We start from the raw sequence: 2,884 nt of genomic DNA on the forward strand, positions 1-2,884 counted from the left end.
CCATGAAAGCCAGTTCGCACAATGTCTGCTGGACGGTATTGGTGTTCAGCGCCAGAACGGTAGCATGAAGCGACGTGGTCATGCTGTACTGGCAGATAAAGCCTACTCTGGACATGCGTTACGCAACGAACTGAAAAACAAGGGTATAAAAACCGTCATCCCTCGTAAATCAAATGAGAAAATGGCGTCAGATGGTCGTTCACAGCTCGATCGTGATGCTTACCTTAATCGCAATGTTGTTGAACGTTGCTTTGGTCGCCTGAAAGAATATTTTTGTCAGCGTCTGCCAGTCGGGGATTAGCCCCAGCGTGCGTTTCTGTTCTGTAGTAAGCTCTTTCCCCTGACGCAGGGCATTGGTCAGGCTGACCATCTTTTTACTCATTACACGTACATGCTCAGGGTCAGCATTATGGCCGTTATAGGTGGCGAAGCGCCGGGCCAGCGTTATCGGCAACACGCCATTAAGACGCTCAATAATACCGCGCGCCTGCGGATTGCCCGGAATCCCGGTCATGTGGTCAATGCCAATGCGCGGGAAAATACCGGTAATATCCGCATCGAGCATATTGTTCTTCTCACCGCCGCCGTTATCGGAATAGACGAACAACGGTTTACCGTAATGCTCCATGCCGTGGCGATAAGCTTCTGCAACGGCGAAACGGTTCTCTGACAGTGACAGGCTCCACCCGACAATTACACGTGTCCGGCCATCAATAACCATCGTCAGCTCTGGCGTGAACGGGCGGTTATAAATTGGATGCAGCACTTTCATATCCAGAGACTTACCATCGGCAATCCATATCCCGTTCACCGGCATCATTGACCAGTCACGCTTGCTGTACACCTCAAATGCGCGAGCGGCAGAACCGCTGACCCGTCCGGCCATGCGCTTATATAGAGGCTCTTTTTTCAGCATTCTCAGCACGGCATCGTAAGATGGCATCGCCGCCAGCACTGCGGGCTGATCCTGATACTGCATCTGCCACCATTCCCTGAACTTACGCCACGCCGCTTTGGCCGAATCCCCGGTGGGAACCCCGTAATAAGCCTTGAAGGCCACCCACCAGGCGCAGTTGTCAGGCTGCTGTTTCTTTGGCTGCCCTGGCGCCAGAAGTACAAGCCGCTCCAGGCTGTTCTTGGTTGAATGATACAGCGAGTACCACTCCTGCAGGCTGCGAACGCTCACGCCTGACCGCTTACCCTTGCGGGCATTAGCTAGATCAACAGCCTGCTGGAGGCGCTCAGACTTAAACCCAGTGCTCGATTCAGAAGAAATAAACGCAATCGCACCAGCGCGTGTTTCACCCTCACTCCGCAGACGATCAACCTCCATCGCCAGTACATACCTGGCATCGGCAATCTTGCGCTGCTGCTCCGTCAGGCCATCCGCTTCGCGTTTCGCAAGGGCCGGGTAATCCTGCATCAGCTTTAGTTCCAGCCGGGGTTTAGACAGCACAGGTGCGGGGTAGCGGCAACATCCGGGCCATTATCAGCAGACTCCATCACCTGCTGCAGAAAACGCCGTTTAACAACGTCCCGCGCAGTTTCCGGCAGGCAGTCAATGTGATACTCGAATGCCTTCGTGCCTTCACGGCGGCGAAACAGACTTTGATTTCCAGCTGACAGCCGGACCAGCGCCTCGCGAATACCCTTGGGTGTCGCAGGCAAGCCGGGAAGCCCAACTAGCTCTTTTGCGACAACGAACATAATCAGGACGCTCTCTGGATGTAACTTTCATTCTAATAACGGCTGGGCCAGATTTCTTCTGGCGCAACCCCCAGCGCATCCGCAACAATCTGCTGATAAGGCTTGCACGGTGTGCGCAAAACACTTTTGAGAGAGTCTTTCTTGTAACCCGCCGGGAGAGACAGAGCGCGGAACGACAATCCGCGCTTGTGGATCTCCGCCTTGATGTTTTCAGGGTGCCAATCAGCAACCAGATCTTCTTTTCGGTTCATCATTCATCTATCCTAAAAAGTTAGTCGTGCGGATAACCGCGTGGTTATCTCTACGAGTAAAAGAATAGATCTCAAACGAAACCAAATCAAGGTTCTTTTGAGTTAATTTGAGATCTTTGATTTTCTTGTGGTTAATTCATTGAAAAGGATAGTGTTTTTATGCAAAAGAACGTTGGGGTATCAAAGGAACGAAAAGGTTCTTTTGAATCAAATGGAAAAGAACCATTCAGTGAGAGGCTTAAAACTCTCATGCATGGGCGTAATATCAAACAATGCGCCGATGACTGGGATATCAAGCTAAGCACTCTCAAAAATTATTTTTCGAGACTCGAGGCTCGACCTCGTTATGAGGTGCTCTCGAAGATATCAAACAAAGAAAAAGTCTCAATTGAATGGCTTTTGAATGGGGTAGGTTCAAATGAACCTTCCAGTCAACAAAAAAACACCCCTAACGCTAAAATCTTGTGGCTGAATCGGCTAACAGAAATGCTTGAACTTTTAAGTGATGAGGATGTGGAGGCGTTAACGAGACAGCTAACGCTGAAGGGCGTAGAGACGATTCTCTACCTGCTTGATGATGACAACATCAAGCTACTGAGGCTGGATCGGGTGATGAAAGAAAAGGTTCTGGGCTTGCAGCCAAGAACCCCAGAAGAGGTTGCTCGTGACGATGAAGAGGCTAGAGAGTGTGGTCCCGATACTGAAGGCGAAACGCTCCCCCAAAGCCTAGCATCCAACAGTAAGCGGGCAGGCTAAGTAAGCGTAGACAGTAGTTTGCGTTAGGTGTAATGCCTTATACTTATGCGGTCATTGAGGCAGATCAACCACATGACCAACCCGCTTAAACGAAATTATAAAACTGTTTAAACACCTTTCAAACCTTCGCAAACCACAGTCATTCCAGTGCAGAATTTATTGCAAAAAAA

General features: G+C 50.1%; 4 protein-coding genes and 1 pseudogene. 2 read left to right on the top strand and 3 right to left on the bottom strand.

Annotation, left to right across the window (positions count from 1 at the left end; genetic code table 11):
• Window positions 1–271: pseudogene (locus BBW68_RS16710) on the top strand (transposase); the annotation flags it as partial.
• Here BBW68_RS16710 and BBW68_RS10825 read toward each other — a convergent pair.
• Genes BBW68_RS10825 through BBW68_RS10835 form a run of 3 tightly spaced genes read right to left on the bottom strand, consistent with a single transcriptional unit; the run spans window position 200 to window position 1,958 of the window.
• Complete coding sequence (locus tag BBW68_RS10825) at window positions 200–1,423, bottom strand: DDE-type integrase/transposase/recombinase (RefSeq protein WP_070135369.1); 1,224 nt, start codon at window positions 1,421–1,423, stop codon at window positions 200–202. The pseudogene BBW68_RS16710 and the gene BBW68_RS10825 sit on opposite strands and share 72 nt — an antisense overlap.
• A gap of 5 nt (window positions 1,424–1,428) precedes the next feature.
• On the bottom strand, window positions 1,429–1,707 hold the full coding sequence (locus BBW68_RS10830; RefSeq protein WP_070135370.1) for a DNA-binding protein: 279 nt from the start codon (window positions 1,705–1,707) through the stop codon (window positions 1,429–1,431).
• 32 nt (window positions 1,708–1,739) lie between these two features.
• Entirely contained in the window at window positions 1,740–1,958 is a 219-nt protein-coding gene (locus tag BBW68_RS10835) for a helix-turn-helix domain-containing protein (protein WP_070135372.1), read from the bottom strand.
• Window positions 1,959–2,117: 159 nt separating this feature from the next.
• Between BBW68_RS10835 and BBW68_RS10840 the strand changes: the two genes are divergently transcribed.
• On the top strand, window positions 2,118–2,714 hold the full coding sequence (locus BBW68_RS10840) for a hypothetical protein (RefSeq protein ID WP_070135371.1): 597 nt from the start codon (window positions 2,118–2,120) through the stop codon (window positions 2,712–2,714).
• Window positions 2,715–2,884: the final 170 nt, after the last annotated feature.

The sequence above is a fragment of the Candidatus Erwinia dacicola genome (assembly GCF_001756855.1).
GTDB classification, from domain to species: Bacteria; Pseudomonadota; Gammaproteobacteria; order Enterobacterales; family Enterobacteriaceae; genus Erwinia; species Erwinia dacicola.

What these genes read in the sequence shown, in the direction of transcription:
- BBW68_RS10835 (WP_070135372.1), bottom strand. Translation starts at nt 1,958, where the DNA reads ATGAACCGAAAAGAAGATCTGGTTGCTGATTGGCACCCTGAAAACATC.
- BBW68_RS10830 (WP_070135370.1), bottom strand. Translation starts at nt 1,707, where the DNA reads ATGTTCGTTGTCGCAAAAGAGCTAGTTGGGCTTCCCGGCTTGCCTGCG.
- BBW68_RS10840 (WP_070135371.1), top strand. Translation starts at nt 2,118, where the DNA reads ATGCAAAAGAACGTTGGGGTATCAAAGGAACGAAAAGGTTCTTTTGAA.
- BBW68_RS10825 (WP_070135369.1), bottom strand. Translation starts at nt 1,423, where the DNA reads ATGCAGGATTACCCGGCCCTTGCGAAACGCGAAGCGGATGGCCTGACG.